20 protein-coding genes and 1 tRNA gene are annotated in these 15,788 nt (G+C 66.9%); 13 read left to right on the top strand and 8 right to left on the bottom strand.

The features are described 5' to 3' along the window. Window positions 1–38: 38 nt before the first annotated feature. Both queE and queC read right to left on the bottom strand, forming a co-directional pair. Entirely contained in the window at window positions 39–674 is a 636-nt protein-coding gene (queE, locus tag CQ039_RS03650) for a 7-carboxy-7-deazaguanine synthase (protein ID WP_105563356.1), read from the bottom strand. Continuing rightward, complete coding sequence (gene queC / locus CQ039_RS03645; protein WP_105563355.1) at window positions 671–1,390, bottom strand: 7-cyano-7-deazaguanine synthase QueC; 720 nt, start codon at window positions 1,388–1,390, stop codon at window positions 671–673. Before queC ends, queE begins: the two co-directional genes overlap by 4 nt. 206 nt (window positions 1,391–1,596) lie before the next feature. Between queC and CQ039_RS03640 the strand changes: the two genes are divergently transcribed. From CQ039_RS03640 to CQ039_RS03615, 6 genes are all read left to right on the top strand, one after another. Beyond that, the gene (locus tag CQ039_RS03640) at window positions 1,597–3,210 is read left to right on the top strand and encodes a response regulator (protein ID WP_105563299.1); all 1,614 of its coding nucleotides are present in this window, start codon (window positions 1,597–1,599) and stop codon (window positions 3,208–3,210) included. Window positions 3,211–3,356: 146 nt separating this feature from the next. Further along, a complete protein-coding gene (locus CQ039_RS03635; RefSeq protein ID WP_105563300.1) occupies window positions 3,357–3,839 on the top strand; it encodes a PaaI family thioesterase in 483 nt (160 codons plus the stop codon). After that, window positions 3,836–4,243 carry a PaaI family thioesterase gene (locus CQ039_RS03630; protein WP_105563301.1) on the top strand — a complete coding sequence of 136 codons (408 nt, stop codon included), beginning with the start codon at window positions 3,836–3,838 and terminating at the stop codon, window positions 4,241–4,243. The genes CQ039_RS03635 and CQ039_RS03630 overlap by 4 nt, the downstream gene beginning before the upstream one ends. A 113-nt stretch (window positions 4,244–4,356) precedes the next feature. Further along, on the top strand, window positions 4,357–4,704 hold the full coding sequence (locus CQ039_RS03625; RefSeq protein ID WP_105563302.1) for a hypothetical protein: 348 nt from the start codon (window positions 4,357–4,359) through the stop codon (window positions 4,702–4,704). 90 nt (window positions 4,705–4,794) lie between these two features. Beyond that, on the top strand, window positions 4,795–5,229 hold the full coding sequence (locus CQ039_RS03620; protein WP_233190198.1) for a hypothetical protein: 435 nt from the start codon (window positions 4,795–4,797) through the stop codon (window positions 5,227–5,229). A gap of 39 nt (window positions 5,230–5,268) precedes the next feature. Beyond that, on the top strand, window positions 5,269–5,904 hold the full coding sequence (locus CQ039_RS03615; protein ID WP_105563304.1) for a helix-turn-helix transcriptional regulator: 636 nt from the start codon (window positions 5,269–5,271) through the stop codon (window positions 5,902–5,904). Between the two features lie 96 nt (window positions 5,905–6,000). Here CQ039_RS03615 and CQ039_RS03610 read toward each other — a convergent pair whose 3' ends face one another. From CQ039_RS03610 to CQ039_RS03600, 3 genes are all read right to left on the bottom strand, one after another. Beyond that, entirely contained in the window at window positions 6,001–6,480 is a 480-nt protein-coding gene (locus CQ039_RS03610) for an SH3 domain-containing protein (protein WP_105563305.1), read from the bottom strand. 84 nt (window positions 6,481–6,564) lie between these two features. After that, a complete protein-coding gene (locus CQ039_RS03605; protein ID WP_105563306.1) occupies window positions 6,565–6,954 on the bottom strand; it encodes a hypothetical protein in 390 nt (129 codons plus the stop codon). A 61-nt stretch (window positions 6,955–7,015) separates the two neighbouring features. Further along, window positions 7,016–8,689, bottom strand: a complete 1,674-nt coding sequence (locus CQ039_RS03600; RefSeq protein ID WP_105563307.1) for a lysine--tRNA ligase — start codon at window positions 8,687–8,689, stop codon at window positions 7,016–7,018. A gap of 120 nt (window positions 8,690–8,809) precedes the next feature. On the opposite strand from CQ039_RS03600, the gene CQ039_RS03595 reads away from it, so the two are divergent. Further along, the gene (locus tag CQ039_RS03595) at window positions 8,810–9,715 is read left to right on the top strand and encodes a hypothetical protein (protein WP_105563308.1); all 906 of its coding nucleotides are present in this window, start codon (window positions 8,810–8,812) and stop codon (window positions 9,713–9,715) included. Here CQ039_RS03595 and CQ039_RS03590 read toward each other — a convergent pair. Continuing rightward, window positions 9,712–10,170, bottom strand: coding sequence for a MaoC family dehydratase (locus CQ039_RS03590; protein WP_105563309.1), 459 nt, complete (start codon window positions 10,168–10,170; stop codon window positions 9,712–9,714). The two genes, CQ039_RS03595 and CQ039_RS03590, sit on opposite strands and share 4 nt — an antisense overlap. A gap of 106 nt (window positions 10,171–10,276) precedes the next feature. Between CQ039_RS03590 and queA the strand changes: the two genes are divergently transcribed. From queA to tgt, 3 genes are all read left to right on the top strand, one after another. Next, window positions 10,277–11,368, top strand: coding sequence for a tRNA preQ1(34) S-adenosylmethionine ribosyltransferase-isomerase QueA (gene queA / locus CQ039_RS03585; RefSeq protein WP_105563310.1), 1,092 nt, complete (start codon window positions 10,277–10,279; stop codon window positions 11,366–11,368). Further along, window positions 11,365–11,832, top strand: coding sequence for a hypothetical protein (locus CQ039_RS03580; protein ID WP_105563311.1), 468 nt, complete (start codon window positions 11,365–11,367; stop codon window positions 11,830–11,832). Before queA ends, CQ039_RS03580 begins: the two co-directional genes overlap by 4 nt. A 150-nt stretch (window positions 11,833–11,982) precedes the next feature. Next, the gene (gene tgt, locus CQ039_RS03575) at window positions 11,983–13,098 is read left to right on the top strand and encodes a tRNA guanosine(34) transglycosylase Tgt (protein WP_105563312.1); all 1,116 of its coding nucleotides are present in this window, start codon (window positions 11,983–11,985) and stop codon (window positions 13,096–13,098) included. Here the strand turns inward: tgt and CQ039_RS03570 are convergent. Beyond that, window positions 13,095–13,661, bottom strand: coding sequence for a hypothetical protein (locus CQ039_RS03570; protein WP_105563313.1), 567 nt, complete (start codon window positions 13,659–13,661; stop codon window positions 13,095–13,097). The genes tgt and CQ039_RS03570 overlap by 4 nt on opposite strands. A gap of 79 nt (window positions 13,662–13,740) precedes the next feature. On the opposite strand from CQ039_RS03570, the gene CQ039_RS03565 reads away from it, so the two are divergent. Beyond that, window positions 13,741–13,956, top strand: coding sequence for a hypothetical protein (locus CQ039_RS03565; RefSeq protein WP_105563314.1), 216 nt, complete (start codon window positions 13,741–13,743; stop codon window positions 13,954–13,956). A gap of 31 nt (window positions 13,957–13,987) precedes the next feature. Here the strand turns inward: CQ039_RS03565 and CQ039_RS03560 are convergent. Beyond that, window positions 13,988–14,064, bottom strand: a tRNA-Lys gene (locus tag CQ039_RS03560). 211 nt (window positions 14,065–14,275) lie between these two features. Here CQ039_RS03560 and CQ039_RS03555 point away from each other — a divergent pair. After that, window positions 14,276–15,382: a CaiB/BaiF CoA-transferase family protein gene (locus CQ039_RS03555; RefSeq protein ID WP_105563315.1), complete on the top strand. Its 1,107-nt coding sequence runs from the start codon at window positions 14,276–14,278 to the stop codon at window positions 15,380–15,382. A gap of 99 nt (window positions 15,383–15,481) precedes the next feature. Continuing rightward, window positions 15,482–15,760 carry a hypothetical protein gene (locus tag CQ039_RS03550; RefSeq protein ID WP_105563316.1) on the top strand — a complete coding sequence of 93 codons (279 nt, stop codon included), beginning with the start codon at window positions 15,482–15,484 and terminating at the stop codon, window positions 15,758–15,760. The last annotated feature ends 28 nt before the right edge of the window (window positions 15,761–15,788 follow it).

The raw sequence follows: 15,788 nt of genomic DNA, 5'->3' as shown, positions 1-15,788 counted from the left end.
CCACCCTTAGCGGACCTTTTGAACGACCGCTCCCAGCCCTACCTTACCCCGATATACTTGTGCGTCTGGACGCTGAGCCGCCATTGCGGGTGGGTCAGGCAGTATTCGATGGCGGCGGCGGTGTTGGCGGCCTGGTCGGGGCCGTCCATGGGTTGCAGCCAGAAGCGTTCGAAGTCGAGGCCCTCGAACCGATCCGGCATCGCCAGCGGCTGCGGGAAGACCAGCTTCAACTCCTGACCCGAGGTCTGGACCACCAGGGCGTCGGCCTTGGGGCTGATGCAGATCCAGTCGATGCCTTCGGGCGCCGCCAGGGTGCCGTTCGACTCGATGGCGACCTCGAACCCGCGCGCGTGCAGGGCCTCGATCAGGGGCGCGTCCAGTTGCATCAGCGGCTCGCCGCCGGTGCAGACCACCAGCTTGGGATCGCCCTCGCGGCCCCGCCACATCCCGGCGACATGATCGGCCATCAGGTCAGCGGTCCTGAACTTGCCGCCGCCGTCCCCGTTCACGCCGACGAAGTCCGTGTCACAGAAGCTGCAGACGGCGGTGGCGCGATCCCGCTCCAGCCCGCTCCACAGGTTGCAGCCGGCGAAACGCAGGAAGACGGCGGGCCGCCCGGCCTGACCGCCCTCGCCCTGCACCGTCAGAAAGACTTCCTTGGCCGAATAGGTCACGCGCGCGCCGCCCATTCGCCATAGCCCGCCTCCCGCAGCTCGCAGGCCGGGCATGTTCCGCAGCCATAGCCCCAGTCGTGGCGCTGCGTCCGGTCGCCCAGGTAGCAGGTGTGGCTGGCCTCGACGATCATCTCCACCAGCGCCGCCCCGCCGATCCGCTCGGCCAGGGCCCAGGTCTCGGCCTTGGTCAGGAACATCAGCGGCGTCTCGATCGGCGACGGCTTGGCCAGACCCAGGGTCAGGGCCTGGCTCATGGCCTGAATGGTGTCGTTGCGGCAGTCGGGATAGCCCGAGAAGTCGGTCTCGCACATGCCGCCGACCAGGACCTGGAGCCCCCGGCGATCGGCCAGAGCCGCCGCCGCGACCAGAAAGATCAGGTTGCGCCCCGGCACGAAGGTGTTGGGCAGGCCGCGCGCATCGGCCTCGATGGCGCGATCCGTCGTCATGGCCGTCTCGCCGATGGCCCCGAAGCCGGTCAGATCGACGACGTGATCCGGCCCCAGTCGGTCGGCCCATTGCGGCAGGACGTTCACCATCTGCTCGCGCACGGTCTGGCGCGCCTGCATCTCGACCGCGTGACGCTGACCATAGTCGAAGCCGATAGTCTCGACGCGTTCATAGCGTTCCAGCGCCCAGGCCAGGCAGGTGGCGCTGTCCTGCCCGCCCGAAAACAGGACTAGGGCTGATTTTTCAGAAGCTTGCGGCGTAACGCTCATGACGAACCTGCGGTCGGCCAAGGGCCGCGCGCATCCAGAAGGAACAGGGAAAGATCGGATCAGAGCGCTCTATACGCCAGTCGGCGTCGCGCCGCAAAACACCACCGCTCATCCCTTTTCGTCAGAGTGAGCAAATTCGGTTCGGCTTTAACGCTTTCGCAAAGCGTTTTCATCAAATGTAAAACCGAAATTGGAGTGCCGGCCGTATGCCGACGATCGAAGTGCTGACCGAGCGCGTTGAGCCGGTGACCGCCACCACCATGGCGGCCGAGGTCTTTGCGCGCTTCGAGCGCGAGCCGGACACCCTGGTCATCCCTGTCGTCGATGGCGAACGGCCGCTTGGCCTGATCGAGCGCAGCGACTTCCTGATGAAACTGGCGGCCCCTCTGGGCCAAAGCCTCTACGGCGCTCGCGAAGTCATCCACATCATGGATGAAGAGCCAGCCGTGGTCGAAGCGGGCGTCCGCATCGACGCCTTTTCCGACATCATCCTGAAGAGCGGCCCCGGCGCCCTGATGCGCGGCTTCATCGTCACCCGCAACGGCGCCTATCGCGGCGTCGGCACGGCGGTGGCCCTGCTCCGCGCCGTCAACGACATCCAGCGTCAGCAGAACCGCGACCTCGCCGACCAGGTGCGCGCCCTGAGCGACGTCAAGCTCCAGGCCGCAGCGGCCGCCCGCGCCAAGAGCCAGTTCATGGGGCTGATGAGCCAGGAACTGCGTACGCCGATGAACGGCGTCCTGGCGGTGGGCGAACTGCTGCTGCGCCAGCCGCTGAACGATGCGGCCCTGGCGCACGTCCAGACCATCATCGATTCCTCCGAAACCCTGCTCGACACCCTGCAGGACGCGCTGGACCTGGCGCGCGCCGAGGCCGGCGAGTTGGAGCTGACGCCCGCGCCCACGCCGCTGCGCGCCGTGATGGACCAGGTCCAGACCCAGTGGTCGCCGCGCGCGACCCAGGACGGCGTGACCCTGATGGTGGGCTATGAGGGCGACACCGAACTGGCCGGCGTCCTGGACGGCCCGCGCCTGACCCAGGTGTTCAACACCCTGATCGGCCACGCCCTGAAATTCGCCCGCAACGGCATGGTCGAAGCCAGCCTCAAGGCCATGGTCGTCGGCGATCAGGTCCGCCTGGAGGCTCGGGTCCGCGATGACGGCCCCGGCATCGACCCCGCTCGCCTCGACCAGCTTTTCGACGTCGCCGGGCCCGATGGCGGCGGCCTGGGCCTGTCCATCTGCCGCCATGTCGTCGAACAGATGAACGGTCGGATCTGGGCCGAGAACAACGCTGGACGCGGCGCCACCTTCGCCTTCGACCTGTCGGCTCCTCGCGCCGTCATTCAGCAAGAAGAGCCGTCCAACGTCGCCAGCCTGGACGACCTGGACCTGCAAGCCCGCCCCCACGTCCTGATCGCCGACGACAACGCCACCAACCGCGTCGTGGCCCAGGCCCTGTGCGAGATGTTCGGCTGCACCTCCGAAACCGTCGAAGACGGTCAGGAAGCGCTGGAAGCCGTACAGGCCCGCCCGTTCGACCTGATCCTGATGGATATCAAGATGCCCCGCCTGGACGGGGTTCAGGCGACCCAGGCCATTCGCGCCCTGCCCGGCGACAGCCGCAACATTCCCATCGTGGCCCTGACCGCCAACGCCGACCCCGACGACGCCAGGCACTATCTCGCCGTCGGCATGGCCGCCGTGGTCGAAAAGCCGATCAAGCCCGAACGCCTGCGCATGGCCATGAACGCGGCTCTGGCCGCCCCGGCCGCGGTCGTTGCGCCGGCGTCCAATACGCGCAAACGCCCCGCCGCCTGACCCCGCGTCAGCTTCCACGCACCAAGCCGCCCGACTGATCGAGGCGGCTTTTGCGCTATGGACAGCCCTCACGGCGCGCGCCACCAAAGGCGGGCGCTGCGGCGATCTGAGCGACCGCAGACGGCCCCTAGCCAAAGGACGTCTTGATGACGGATCAGTTCCTGACCACCCTGCTGCCGCAACTCGCCTCGGGCGCAGCCCACACCCACGCCCTGGGGTTCCTGTATGAGGGACTCGACGGCGACCGGGTTCGTCTGCGGGTTCCTTATCGCGACGACCTGGTCGGAGATCCCGAGACCGGAGTCCTGGCGGGCGGACTGGTCACGACCCTGCTGGATCACGTCGGCGGCCTAGCGGTGTGGGTCGGACTGAAGACCTATCAACCGATCGCCACCCTGGACCTGCGCGTCGACTACATGCGCGCAGCCATCCCCGGTCGGGATCTGATCGCCGAGGCGCGCTGCTATCGTCTGACGCGCAGCATCGGCTTCGTCCGCGCCTGGGCCTTCGAGGACGACCCCGCCGACCCGGTCGCCGCCGCCCAGTCCGCCTATGTCATCAGCGCCGAGGGCGACCACCGCGCCGGCGCCAACCTGCGCGCCAAACCCGCCGCCGGAGACGCCGCATGACCGCTCCCCTGCTCGACAGCCTGCCTTACGCCCGCTTCCTTGGCTTGAAGACTCAGTTGAACGGCGACGAGCTGACGGTCGTCATGCCCTTCGCCGACCGCCTGATCGGCAACCCCATGTTGCCGGCCCTGCACGGAGGATCGACCGCCGCCCTGCTGGAAATGACGGCCGTGGCCCAGGTCTCGCTCAGCTATCCCCGCCTGCGCCTGCCCCGCCCGATCAATGTCACGGTGGCCTATCTGCGCTCAGGCCGTCCGACGGACGTTTTCGCCCAGGCCCGGATCAACAAGGCCGGACGGCGCGTCGCCCACGTCACCGCCGAAGCCTGGCAACAAGGCCGCGATCAGCCCATCGCCGCCCTGACCGCGCATTTCCTGCTCGATGGCGACGACGATTCAACCTGAACGCACATCCGGAAATCTAAGGTTGAAATGTAACCCTTGGTAAACAAACCCCTATCAAACACCCTTAATACGCGTTAAGAAATGACGGTATTTCTTTATTGAGGGGTAAAGTCATGGACCGCACTGAAGTGATCGCTGGCGTCGCCGGCGAACTGTACGCCACCGAAAAAGCGGTGGATGACGCCATCACCCACGCCACCACCCTGGTTCAGGCCATGATCGGCGCTCGCGCCGCTCTGTCGCTTTCGCCGGTGTCCGCCGCCGGTTCGCAGGCCAAGGCCGTCGAAGCCATCATGGCCCTCAGCACCGCCCGCGAGGCCGTCGTGGCCTGCCACGCCGAACTGCAAAAGGACCACCGTCGCCTCGGCTACGGCACCTACGCCGTGGGTCCGCTGAACAAGCCTGATGAGTGGGACGATCGCCCGATGACCCGCAAGGGCGACCACCTGCGCGTCGCGTGAAATTCCCGTAACCTTGGGGATCAGCTCTCCGGTTTCCCATAAAGTTACGTTATGATCGCCCCCATTGTCAGGACGACAATGGGGGCCTTCTTGTTCGAGACCGTTGCTGGCTATGTCGGTGCCGCCTTCGTCGTGGCCGTAGGACTGTTCGCCTTCATAAAAGGCGGTCAGCCTGAAAAAATTGGTGCCGGCGCCTTCCTCTTCGGCTGGTTCGCATCTCTGATGGCGCAGACTGCAGGCGGCTATTTCGGCGTCCAGTGGGGCGTTTTCGCCCTCGATGTAGTGATGCTGATCATCTTCGCCGCCATGGTCTGGAAGGCGCCGCGCTCCTGGCCGGTCTGGGCCTGCGCGCTACAGTTGCTGGCCGTGACCAGCCACGTCATGGTCATGCTGAACCTGCGTCCGCCGATCTCGGCCTTCTATACCGTGGTCAACATGACCGGCTACGGCATCATGCTGGCGATCGCCATCGGCACCTTCTGGGCCTGGCAGGAGCGCCGCGCCATCGGTCAGGACGCCGACTAGGTGGATATTCCTATCGCCTTGCGATAGATTTGAGGGGCCATGCCCCTCTCCCACGCCAAGCTCTGGAAGGCCTTGGACGCCCTGGCGCGCCGCGAAGGCACCTCGCCGTCAGGCTTGGCGCGCCGCGCGGGCCTGGACGCCACCAGCTTCAATCCCTCCAAACGCTTCGGTCCCGGCGACCCGCCGCGCCCGCGCTGGCCCTCGACCGAGAGCCTGACCCGCGTGCTGGAGGCGACGGGGATTTCCCTCGGCGCCTTCGCCGCTCTCGCTGACGACGCCCCGGCCGAAGACCGTTCCATTCCCCTGCTGGGCCTGGCTCGCGCCGGCGCAGACGGCTTCTTCGATGACGCAGGCCTGCCCTTGGCCGAGGGCTGGGACCAGACCGATCTGCCAACTCGCAAAGACAGCCTGTTCAGCCTGACCATCGACGGCGATTCCATGACACCCCTCTATCGCCCCGGCGACCGAGTGATCGTGGACCTGGAGGCGTCGGATGTGCGGCGCGGCGACCGGGTGGCGGTGCGAACGGCCTCAGGCGAGACCCTGGCCAAGGAGATCGCGGCCATGAGCCCACGCGAGGTCACCCTGGCCTCGATCAACCTCGATTATCCGCCCCGTACCCTGCCCCGCCGCGACATCCTGTGGATGGCCCGCATCCTCTGGGTCAGTCAGTAGGCTGCTTGCGCTCAAGTAGGCCGAACGGCCGGTAGCGCCCAAAGAAAAAGGGCCGCCCCTTTCGAGACGGCCCTCTTGGACTAGGCAGCAAAGCCCTTAGTTCGGTGCGACATAGTGGGCGTTCACCCAGCCGCCGCCGGCGATCTGAACCCACTCGCCTTGCGAACCGACAGCCGTAAAGGGCTGGCCGGCCGACAAACTGCCGGTCTGGCGATAGTTGGCGCCCGGACCCGTGCGGATGCGCAGGTTCGAGGTGGCGCGGTACGAGTTGGCGGCTGCCTGGTTGGCTGAACGCGCGCGCTGCTGGTTGCAGCCGATGTAGGAACCGGCGGCGGCGCCGGCGCCCGCGCCGACCACGGCGCCGAGGGCGCGCTCATTCTTGGACACCTGGCTGCCGGCCAGGCCGCCCAGGACGGCGCCGATGGCCGCGCCGGCGCGCTGACGGCCGCCCGGCGCGTCACAGTTGGTGACGCCGTTGGCTTGCGGCATGGCGCTGGCGGTCATCGGCACAGCAGCCGAACCCAGGGCGGCGAACATTGCGGTGGCGGCCAAACCCGCCTTGAAGAACTTCGACATGTCTCTCTCCTGTCATCGAGTGTCGTGGGGAGACAATGCCCCGGCGAAGCTGAAGGCTCCCCCCGCCTCGCCGTTATTTTCGGTTCATCTTGATGAGGGAGAGCCCACGCGCGCATTTCGACGACGTTCGATCAGGCTGCGCGCCGCCGCCACGTCCCGCACCACCAGGTGCTTGCGCCGGACGAACTGGAAATCCATCACCTTGGCCCAAAGATGGAAGAAGGCGTCGGGCGTGACAAAGGCTGTCACGGCCTCGACGGCGGGCGGCTTGCCCCAGGCGGCGGACAGCTTGGCCAGATGCTCGTGACTGGCGTCGTCCGGCAGAGGATCGCCCAGCGCGATCCAATCCCAGGCGCAAAGCTCCGGCCTCTGCGCGATCAGGCTCATCACCGTCGCCAGAACCTCGTCCGCAGAACGGACGGACGCCATGTCGAACAGGAGGATTCTCGCCTCCTCATCGATCTCGTAATGCACCGCAGTCCTTCCTCTAAAGGATGCCCGGTTCGCAAATGGCGCCCGCTTCCGCCTTCACTCGTCAGACGCCGGCCAGTTCGCCGTTCGCCCCGGCTTCGATCAGGGCGATGGTCTGAGGCAGGCCATAGATGGCCGCGAACGACCCAAAGCGCGGCCCCTGCGAGGCGCCCAGCAGCACCTCATACAGCGCCTGGAACCAGGCGCGCAGCGGCTCGAACTCGTGCGCCTTGCCGACGGCATAGACCTCGCCCTGGATGGCCTCGCCGTCGGTCGTGTCGGCCGGCAGGGCCTTCAGACGCATCGCCAGGTCCAGCAGCGCCGCCTTCTCCTTGTCGTCGGGCAGACGATAGGTCTTCGAGGGCTTCACGAAGTCCTCGTAGTAGTTCAGCGCATAGCCCATCAGCCGGTCCAGAACCGGCTCATTCTCGGGCGTGGCGTCCGGCAGGTATTTGGCGAAATAGGCCCACAGCTGATCCTTGCTGGAGGCGTTGGCCACGCCGACCAGGTTCAGCAGCAGGGCGAACGACACCGGCGAGGCGCTCTGCGGCGGCTGGCCCGAGTGGATGTGCCAGACAGCGTTGTCGATCTGCTTGGCCGGTTCCTGCGTCTTGTACTGCTCGATGAAGGACAGATAGTCGTCCGTCGCGCGCGGAATGACGTTGAAATGCAGGCTCTTGGCCGACTTCGGCGACTGGAACATATACCAGCTCAGGCTCTCGGGCGTGCCGTAGCGCAGCCACTCGTCCATCGTCAGGCCGTTGCCCTTGGACTTCGAGATCTTCTTGCCTTCGACATCGAGGAAGAGCTCGTAGTTGAAGCCCTCCGGCGGCGTGCCGCCCAGGGCGCGACAGATCTTGCCGCTCTCGCGCACGCTCTCGATCAGGTCCTTGCCCGACATCTCATAGTCGACGTCCAGCGCCGTCCAGCGCATGGCCCAGTCGGGCTTCCACTGCAGCTTCACATGGCCGCCGGTGACGGGAACCTCGGTGCGTCCACCCGCGGGATCATCGAAGACAATGGTGCCGCGCTCGACATTGCGTTCCAGCGTCGGCACCTGCAGCACATGGCCGGTGATCGGGCTGACCGGCAGGAAGGGCGAATAGGTGGCGCGGCGCTCCTCGCCCAGGGTCGGCAGCATGATGCCCATGACCTTGTCGAAGCGCTCCAGCAGGGTCAGCAGGGTCGCGTCGAACCGGCCCGACCGATAGGTCTCGGTCGAGGACATGAACTCGTAGTCGAAGCCGAAGCTGTCGAGGAAGGCGCGCAGACGGGCGTTGTTGTGCGCGCCAAAGCTGTCGTGCGTGCCGAACGGGTCGCGCACCTTGGTCAGCGGCAGGTGCAGGTCCTCGCGCAGCATCTCCGGGTTCGGCACGCCTTCCGGCACTTTCCTCAGACCATCCATGTCGTCCGAGAAGGCGATCAGCCGCGTGCGCCAGTGGTCGCCGGTCAGGGCGCGAAACGCATTGCGCACCATGGTCGTGCGCGCGACTTCGCCGAAGGTGCCCATGTGCGGCAGGCCGGACGGACCGTAACCCGTCTCCAGGATCACCGGCCGGTTCAGCGCTTCAAAGGTCGCCAGAGCCTCGTCCGTCTTGCCCGCGTCGATCAGCAGCTTCGCCGCATCGCGCTCCGCGTCCGACAGCCGTTTTTTGAGCACGTGGGCCAGCAGGTTGCGCGCTTGCTCAAACGGCCACGAACGGGCCTCACGGGACAGGGTTTCAAGGTTCTGAAGCATCAACCGGCTTTGCAGCCTTGAGCGCCTCCGGTCAACCGCAGCGGGCGCTCAAGGTCCATACAGCCCTGCATGACAGGCATTTAAGTAGGCGACGTTCGCCCGCCGTGTTCATCCTGCGCCATGATCAAGCTGAACCGTAGATTGGCGCTGCTCGGCGGTCTCTCAGTCGCTGGATGCGCCTCCGCCCCGTCGTCGCCCGCGACCGTGTCCGAGTTCAGCCTCGCGCTTCAGGGCCGCCTGCCGCGTCAGCCGCCGCTTCTGGCCGTGTTCGAGCACGGCGATCAGACACTAGGCTTCGTGGCGGCGAGACATGCCATCGACGGCGGGCATCCAACCTTCGCTCTGGTGCGCACCGCCTTCGACGAGGTTCAGCCTCGTGCGGTCATCATCGAAGGCATCGAGACGGCGCGAGGCGAATGGCCGCGCCCCATCCTTGAGGAAGCCCGCCGCCTCAAGGCTGCGCCGGACCCTGCGTCGGCTGGCGAAGCCCTCTATACGGCGCAACTCGCCATGGAGCGCGACCTCCCCCTGTGGGGCGGAGAGCCTTCGGATCAAGCCATCTACGCCGCCTTGCTGGCCGCAGGCAGCGACCCTCAGGACGCCTTCTACGCCTCTCTCTTCGGCCCGCTTGAGCAAAGCCGGCGGGAGGGCGATATCACTGGCCCCAGCGACCCCCGCTTCGATCCAGTCTTTGAACGCTGGGCCAGATGGAGCGCACGCGACCTGAAGCCCCAGCCTGACGCCAGCGTCGGAGCCTTCCGCGCCTGGTATCGTGACCGCACCGGCCTCGACCTGAACGCCGATCCCAACTGGCTGGCCAGCCACGACCCCGACTATGCCGGCCCCGTCCAAAGGGAAAACAAACTGCACATGAAGATCAGGGACCAACACCTGCTGGACCTGATCCGGTCGCGGCTGGACACGCATCGTCGCGTCCTCGTGGTCTATGGCGGCAGCCATATCGCCACGATGTGGAACCCTCTGGTCCGCCAACTGGGTCAACCCCACCTGATCGGCGGAGCCTAGAGCCGCGCTTCGGCGTTCCTCGGCAACTGCATCTGGTTCTCGAAACTCATCGCCAGGTCGCCGTCCTGATTGGTGACCCAGGTCTTGGTGCGGACCACGCCGCGATCAGGCTGGCTCTTGGACGGGCGGATCTCCATGATCTCGCGCCGAACGGTCAGGGTGTCGCCCGGCCGCACCGGCCGCACCCACCACAGGGCGTCGACGTTCATGCCCAGCAGCGGCGTCTGGCCAAAATAGGCCTCGTCCACGAACTGACGCATGACGCGCGAACAGACATGCCAGCCGCTGGCGATCAGGCCGCCGAACCGCCCGGCCTCGGCCGCAGCCTTGTCCACATGCATGGGCTGAGGGTCGAACTGCTGCGCAAAGGCGATGATTTCGGCCTCGGTGATGGTGAAGGCCTCGCCCGTCCAGCTCTCGCCGACGCTCAGGTCGTCCAGATAGCGATCGGTCATGTCGTCTTCCTCATGCAAGTCCGCGCTCAGATAGACGCTTCATGCGGCGTGGCCAACCGCCGTGCGCCTTGACCCGGCGGCGCGGGCATGGCCTTTGCCCCACCTCATGCTGACCTCAGATTTCGACTTCGACCTGCCCGATGACTGCATCGCGCTGCGCCCTGCCGAGCCACGCGATTCCGCGCGTCTGCTGGTGGTCAAGGACGGCGCCCTGGACGACCGGATCATCCGTGACCTGCCGGACTTCCTGCAGCCCGGCGACGCCCTGGTGTTCAACGACACGCGGGTCATCCCCGCCCGCCTGTCGGGCGTGCGCCACCGCATCGGACCGGAAGGTGAGACCCTGACCGTCGAGGTCGAGGCCACCTTGCACCACCGCGACGCGCCGGATGTCTGGTCCGCCTTCATGAAGCCGGGCAAGCGGCTGAAGGCCGGCGACCGGGTGAGGTTCGGGCGCGAGGCTGACGGCGCCTGCGAACTGGGTCGGCTCGACGCCACCGTCGAGGCCAAGGACGAAGACGGCCTGATCACCCTGCGCTTCGACCTGGCCGGGCCTGCGCTGGACGACGCCATCCGCGACGTCGGGGTCATGCCCCTGCCCCCCTATATCGCGGCCAAGCGGCCCGAGGACGACCGCGACCTGAAGGACTATCAGACGGTCTTCGCCACCTATGACGGCTCGGTCGCCGCGCCGACGGCGGGCCTGCACTTCACCCCCGCCCTGCTGGAGGCGATCCGGGCGCGCGGCGTCGCCACCCACGCCGTGACCCTGCACGTCGGCGCCGGCACCTTCCTGCCGGTCAAGGCCGACGACACCGCCGACCACAAGATGCACTCCGAGTGGGGCGAGGTCTCGCCCGAGACCGCCGCCGCCCTGAACGCCGTGCGCGCCGCGGGCGGCCGCATCGTCTGCGTCGGCACCACCTCGCTCCGTCTGCTGGAAAGCGCCACGACCGAGGACGGCGTGGTCCAGCCCTTCCACGGCGACACCGCCATCTTCATCACCCCCGGCTACCGCTTCCGCGCCTGCGACGTGCTGATGACCAACTTCCACCTGCCGAAGTCGACCCTCTTCATGCTGGTTTCGGCGTTCGCGGGCATCGACACGATGCGCGCGGCCTATGCCCACGCCATCGACACCGGCTATCGTTTCTATTCCTATGGCGACGGGAGCCTGCTGTTCAGGAAGGACGCATGACCGAGGACCTGCCCGACGATTTCGCCGCCTCTCTGGACATCCTCGCCTCGGCGGCGAGCGAGATGCAGGACCCGTGGTGGATTTTCGGCGGCGCGGCCATGGTGCTGTGGGGCCTGCGCGACTGGCGCGCCCCCGACATCGACGTCCTGTGCAGCCCGCGTGACGCACGCCGCCTGATCGAGGCCCTGCACGGCCAGGTCACGCCCGACCCCGGCGAGGGCTTGTTCCGGTCTCAGGTCTTTGGCCAGATCCTGACCACGCCGGTCCCGCTGGACGTCATGGCGAACATGGATGTGCGCGCGGGCGGCGACTGGACGCCCGTCGCCTTCTCGACCCGCGTGCCGATCGCGCTGGAGGACTTCACCGTCTTCACACCCTCGATCGACGAGCAGATCGAGACCTGCCGCCTGTTCGGCCGCCCCAAGGATCTGCAACGCGCCGAAATGCTGGAAAGCCTGCGCTAAATCTACCTCCACCGCTCATCCCGGCGGACGCCGGGATCCAGTTCTTTGGGTGACAGGGCGGGTCGTTCCGTGGTTGAGCAATCCCGAAATCACGCCGCCCTTCTTGCGGCTCTCACTGGATCCCGGCCTCCGCCGGGATGAGCGGAGTCTCTGTTGCCCTTCCCGTTTGAAATTTCCGCCACCGAAGGCCGCGCCCGCACCGGCGTCCTGAAGACCCCGCGCGGCGACATCCGCACTCCCGCCTTCATGCCCGTCGGCACCGCCGCCACGGTCAAGGCGATGACGGTGGATCAGGTCAAGCAGACCGGCGCGGACATCCTGCTGGGCAACACCTATCACCTGATGCTGCGTCCCGGCCCGGAACGGATGGAGCGCCTGGGCGGGCTTCACAACTTCATGCGCTGGGACAAGCCGATCCTGACCGACTCCGGCGGCTTCCAGGTCATGAGCCTGTCGGGCATCTCCAAGCTGACCGAGGAGGCTGTGACCTTCTCCAGCCATATCGACGGCTCGAAACACGTCCTGACGCCCGAACGCTCCATCCAGATCCAGGCCGACCGCCTGGGTTCCGACATCGTCATGCAGCTAGACGAATGCGTCGCCTGGCCCGCCGAGGAAAAGCGCGCCCGTCAGGGCATGGAGCTGTCGGCCCGCTGGGCGCAGCGCTCCAAGAACGCCTTCGGTACGCGCGACACCCAGGCCCTGTTCGGCATTCAGCAGGGCTCGACCTATGAGAACCTGCGCCGCGAGTCCTCGGAACGCCTGCAAGAGATCGGTTTTGACGGCTACGCCATCGGCGGCCTGGCCGTCGGCGAGGGCCATGAGGCCATGTGCGAGGTCCTCGACTTCGCCCCCGAGTTCCTGCCCAAGGACCGTCCGCGCTATCTGATGGGCGTGGGCAAGCCGATCGACCTGGTCGAGGCGGTCTATCGCGGCGTCGATATGTTCGACTGCGTCCTGCCGACCCGCGCCGGTCGTCACGGCCAAGCCTGGACCTGGGACGGGCCGATCAACCTGAAGAACGCCCGCTTCGCTGAGGATCAGGACCCGCTGGACATGGGCGTGCCCTGCGCCGCGTCCAACGACTATTCAAAGGCCTACCTGCATCACCTGATCCGCGCCGACGAAATCCTCGGCAAGATCCTACTAAGCTGGCACAACATCGCCTTCTTCCAGGCTCTGACGGCGGCCATGCGCGAGGCGATCAGCGAAGGCCGTTTCGAGCAGTTCCGGCGCGACTTCCGCGCCCGTCACCTGAAGGCCTAGCCGCCCGTTCGACCGCGAGTCGGGCGCGGCACGAACCCCGCCGGGGCCGCCGGCGGGGCGCAGTTGCGCTGCATCCCCACGCCTTTCAGGAAGGACCGCCGGCGCAGCCCCGCCTGGATAGCTGACTGCACATGCTTGCTGTGCGCCTCAGCGCCGCTCAGACGGCGCACCCAGCTACGCGCCGGGATGAAGTCGGTTACGGCCCCCCGCACTGCATCTAGCGTCGCGCCCGCCGCCGCATCCGCCGCCCGTTCGCTCATATAGGAACCGTCCTGCGACGGCGGCGCGTCCGTATCCGGCCCCAGGGCCTCGTCCAGGCGCGCGATCTCGGCGGCGATGGTGCGGCAATGGTTCAGGTTGCGCAGATCATAGGGATTGCTCTCGGCCTGCAGCAGGATGGTCGGAATCATCTGGCGGCGCAGGTTCAGATCGTCCAGCGGCGCTGTCACCGCGTCGCCCAACCCAGCCCCCACCTGTTCCGCTCCGCCGCGCGCCGAGGCGCCGGCGTTGCAGCCAGCCAGGATCAGGGACGCGGCGACGACAGAAAGAGTGAGAGAGCGCATGCCCGCCTTAGATCACGAGGGCCCCGCCCAAGCCAAGCCGTAAGCTTGCACCCCGCGGCCGAGCGGCTAGGCTCCAGCCATGACCATCGACGGCAATGCGGGCTACGCCCTGACCCCCACGGACTTCATCATCGCTGTCGCGGTTCTGGCTGCCTTCGCGATTCTGGCCTGGCAGGTCAGCAGCCTGCTTCTCCGGCGCGGCGTCAAACCCCGCCACATCTCCCTGCTGGACAAGAAACTGTCGCGCCTCGAAGACAGCCTGCGCGACAAGCACCCCGACGACCCAAGGCTCTAGGCGTTGATCATTGAAACGGGGAGAAGGGAGTTGGTACGCCCCCTCGGGCTCGAACCGAGGACCCTCTGATTAAAAGTCAGATGCTCTAACCAACTGAGCTAGGGGCGCACACTCTTTGAAATCAACCACTTGGATTGCTTTCCCGCCAACAAGCGCAGCGCCTGTTTGCGGAGGCGGTTTCTGGTTCATTCGCGGATGGAGGTCAAGGGCCGCAGCGCGGGTAGATGCGCATTTTGTGAGGAAATCGTACCGACCACGGTTATATCCCCTGTCTGAAAGAGGGTGACGCCGCCTCGCCGTTCCGGTTTAGCTTCACGCCATGGGACCTCTGGCCGGACTACGCATCATCGAAATCGACGGCCTGGGGCCTGTCACCTTCGCCGGCATGGTTCTGGCCGACATGGGGGCCGAGGTCCTGCGCCTCACACGCGGCGGCGGCGCTCCCGCCGCCGTTTTCGACGACGTCGGCGGCGAGGTCTTGCATCGCGGCCGAACCGCCGTGCCGGTCGATCTGAAATCGCCAGAAGATCGCGACAGGGTCCTGAGTCTGATCGAAAGCGCCGACGCCCTGATCGAGGGTTTCCGTCCCGGCGTCATGGAGCGGCTGGGTCTCGGGCCGGACGCCTGCGCCGCCGTCAATCCGCGCCTGGTCTATGGCCGCGTCACCGGCTGGGGCCAGACGGGGCCGATGGCGGATCAGGTCGGCCACGACATCAACTACATCGCCCTGTCCGGCGCCCTCTATCAGATGGGCGCGAGCGATCAGCCGCCCCCTCCCCCGTTGAACCTGGTCGGCGACTACGGCGGCGGCGCCATGATGCTGGTCAGCGGCGTCCTGGCGGCCCTGCTGGAGGCCAGGACCACCGGGCGCGGGCGCGTCGTCGACGCCGCCATGACCGACGGCTCGGCCCTGCTGACCAGCCTGTTCCATGCCCTGCGCGCGCGCGGCCTGTGGAGCGACCGGCGCGAGGCCAATCTGCTGGACGGCGGCACGCCCTTCTATCGCTGCTACGCCTGCAGGGACGGCGCCTTCGTCGCCGTAGGCGCGCTGGAGCCCCGCTTCTACGCGGCCCTCATCAACGGTCTGGGCCTGGCGCCGGATGAGGCGCCGCAGTTTGATCGCGAGAACTGGCCCGCGCTTCAGGCGCGCTTCGCCACTCTGTTCGCCGCGCGCGATCGCGACGACTGGGCCGCTCATTTCGCCGGAACCGAGGCCTGCGTCACCCCGGTCCTGACCCTGGCCGAAGCGGCGGATCACCCGCACAATCAAGCGCGTGGGACCTTTGTCGAGGCTGGAATCACCCAACCCGCGCCAGCCCCCCGTTTTGCCGCCTCGGCCGCTTCGGTCAGCGCCGAACGCCCCATCCGCCCCCTGGATCAGGCCCTCGCCGACTGGACCGGGCGCACATCGCCGCGCGTGACGTAAAAGGTTCAGTTGCGGTTCATTCTCCTTCAGTCAACAAGGGGGACAGGAACCCAGCGCCTCAGACGGCGTTTGCCACCCCAACAGGGGGAAGAAGCTCAGATGAACCAGTTGATTGTAAAACGTTTGCTGCTGGCGGCCAGCCTCGGCGCCGCCGCCTTCCTCGCCTCCTGCGACGAACCGCATCAGGGCCAGGACTACGAAGCCGTCGAAATCCAGACCGAGGAACCGACCGCTCCGGCCGCCGAAGAATCGGCCGCCCCCGCCGTGGCCGAAGCTCCGATCCCGACCGACGCCCCGCCGCCGGTTGATCGACTGCCGCCCGAACAGCGCACCTCGGAACAGACGGTGCAGCCCGAAAGCGATACGCTGTTCTACTGATTCCGCTCGGCGAGCCTGTGCTCTCCGC

The sequence above is a fragment of the Brevundimonas sp. MYb52 genome (assembly GCF_002979535.1).
In the GTDB taxonomy this organism is placed as follows: domain Bacteria; phylum Pseudomonadota; class Alphaproteobacteria; order Caulobacterales; family Caulobacteraceae; genus Brevundimonas.
This window is presented reverse-complemented; position numbering and strand designations above follow the sequence as displayed.

Bases quoted from the DNA above. Each gene is read 5' to 3' on its own strand.
- queC (WP_105563355.1), bottom strand. From the start codon at position 1,390: ATGAGCGTTACGCCGCAAGCTTCTGAAAAATCAGCCCTAGTCCTGTTT.
- CQ039_RS03640 (WP_105563299.1), top strand. From the start codon at position 1,597: ATGCCGACGATCGAAGTGCTGACCGAGCGCGTTGAGCCGGTGACCGCC.
- CQ039_RS03635 (WP_105563300.1), top strand. From the start codon at position 3,357: ATGACGGATCAGTTCCTGACCACCCTGCTGCCGCAACTCGCCTCGGGC.
- CQ039_RS03630 (WP_105563301.1), top strand. From the start codon at position 3,836: ATGACCGCTCCCCTGCTCGACAGCCTGCCTTACGCCCGCTTCCTTGGC.
- CQ039_RS03625 (WP_105563302.1), top strand. From the start codon at position 4,357: ATGGACCGCACTGAAGTGATCGCTGGCGTCGCCGGCGAACTGTACGCC.
- CQ039_RS03615 (WP_105563304.1), top strand. From the start codon at position 5,269: ATGCCCCTCTCCCACGCCAAGCTCTGGAAGGCCTTGGACGCCCTGGCG.
- CQ039_RS03610 (WP_105563305.1), bottom strand. From the start codon at position 6,480: ATGTCGAAGTTCTTCAAGGCGGGTTTGGCCGCCACCGCAATGTTCGCC.
- CQ039_RS03600 (WP_105563307.1), bottom strand. From the start codon at position 8,689: ATGCTTCAGAACCTTGAAACCCTGTCCCGTGAGGCCCGTTCGTGGCCG.
- CQ039_RS03595 (WP_105563308.1), top strand. From the start codon at position 8,810: ATGATCAAGCTGAACCGTAGATTGGCGCTGCTCGGCGGTCTCTCAGTC.
- CQ039_RS03590 (WP_105563309.1), bottom strand. From the start codon at position 10,170: ATGACCGATCGCTATCTGGACGACCTGAGCGTCGGCGAGAGCTGGACG.
- queA (WP_105563310.1), top strand. From the start codon at position 10,277: ATGCTGACCTCAGATTTCGACTTCGACCTGCCCGATGACTGCATCGCG.
- CQ039_RS03580 (WP_105563311.1), top strand. From the start codon at position 11,365: ATGACCGAGGACCTGCCCGACGATTTCGCCGCCTCTCTGGACATCCTC.
- CQ039_RS03570 (WP_105563313.1), bottom strand. From the start codon at position 13,661: ATGCGCTCTCTCACTCTTTCTGTCGTCGCCGCGTCCCTGATCCTGGCT.
- CQ039_RS03565 (WP_105563314.1), top strand. From the start codon at position 13,741: ATGACCATCGACGGCAATGCGGGCTACGCCCTGACCCCCACGGACTTC.
- CQ039_RS03555 (WP_105563315.1), top strand. From the start codon at position 14,276: ATGGGACCTCTGGCCGGACTACGCATCATCGAAATCGACGGCCTGGGG.
- CQ039_RS03550 (WP_105563316.1), top strand. From the start codon at position 15,482: ATGAACCAGTTGATTGTAAAACGTTTGCTGCTGGCGGCCAGCCTCGGC.